This is a genomic window from Kitasatospora sp. NPDC059160, from assembly GCF_042755465.1.
GTDB lineage: Bacteria > Actinomycetota > Actinomycetes > Streptomycetales > Streptomycetaceae > Kitasatospora.
In genome coordinates, this window is the sequence record NZ_JBHZCN010000245.1 from 1 (window position 1) to 1467 (window position 1467).

Sequence of the window (1467 nt, forward strand, 5' to 3'; positions counted from 1 at the left end):
CGCCAACTCCGGCGACCAGTACGCCCAGCCCGGCGTCGGCTACCAGGGCTACCGCACCTCCAAGGGCGTCGAACGCTCCTACTTCCAGTTCGACAACCACTGGTACAACGACGTCGTCATCAACAAGGCCACGGTGTCGTTCTTCGAGGCCAAGTCCTCCGACTTCTCCTGCACCAACAAGTACACCGTCGACCTCAAGCTCACCACCGCGATCGACGGCAGCACCACCTGGAACAACTCGCCGACCGTCCTCAACGGGATCGGGTCGGCGGACGTCGGCGGCGCGGGCCAGAGCGGCTGCGGCGGCACCACCCAGTTCGACTACGACGTCACCGGCGTCTACCGCCAGTTCGTCGCCGACAACGGCAGCCTGACCTTCGGCCTGTTCGCCCGCAACGAGTCCGACTCGGCGGCGTTCAAGCGCCTCACCTACAACCCGGCCGTCGTCATCGAGTACGACCGCATCCCCAACACCCCGACCAACCCGAACGTCTGGCCCGTCCCCTCGACGGCCGTTCCGTGGTCGGACAACCAGGGTTGTGACGGCTCCCTCGGCTGGATCAACTCCTCCGTCGGCTTCAACGGCTCCGTCAACCTCAACACGACGGTCAGCAGCAACGCGCAGAACGCGCTCGGCGCCTGGGCGCACATCTGGGACTACGCCAACCAGAACGCCGACGCCGACTCCGGCTACACCGCCACGGTGGCCAACGGCAGTGTCGCGAGCTTCCAGGTGAAGCCGGGCGTGATCCAGGACGGCCACGTCTACGGCTGGAACGCCAAGGCGACCGACGGGCTCAGCCAGATGTCGGCGCCCACCCCGACCTGCCGGTTCGGCGTCGACCTGACCCCGCCGACCCTCACCGTCCCGGACGCCACCACCAAGTACTCGGACGCCGACCTGGCCAACGTCTTCCCGCCCTCGGGCAACGGCCAGGTCACCAAGAAGCACATCGGCGACACGGGTACCGTCCCCTTCACCGCCGCCGACCCCGCGCCCGGCGGCAACGCCTCCGGCGTGGTCTGCGCCCGCTGGTCCTTCGATCCGCAGTTCTCCGGCGCGTCCTGGGCCTGCGGCAGCGACTTCCCGGCGAACGGCCTCCAGGTCCACCCGACCCGGTGGGGCACCAACATCGTCTACATCCAGGTGATGGACAACGCCCGCAACGTCTCCCCGGTCGCCCAGTACTCCTTCTACGTGCCGTGGAACCCCAACGGCCCGCCGCCGGTCTTCGGTGACGTCACCGGTGACGGCGCGCCCGACATCCTGCTGCCGGACCAGGCCGGCTACCTGCGCGCCTACAACGTCCCGGGCAACCCGAACGCCCGGAGCGCCCCGATGACGACGGTCGCCGCCGCGGCCGCCGCCCCGGGCGGCAAGGGGTGGAACGGCATCCAGCTGACCCACCGCGGCACCCTCACCGGCGGCAACAACATCGACGACGTGATCGCCCACGCACCCGGCGC

General features: G+C 69.3%; 1 pseudogene. It reads left to right on the forward strand.

Features of this window, described 5'->3' with window-relative positions:
• Positions 1–1467, forward strand: a pseudogene (locus ACFXOZ_RS42475) (hypothetical protein); the annotation flags it as partial.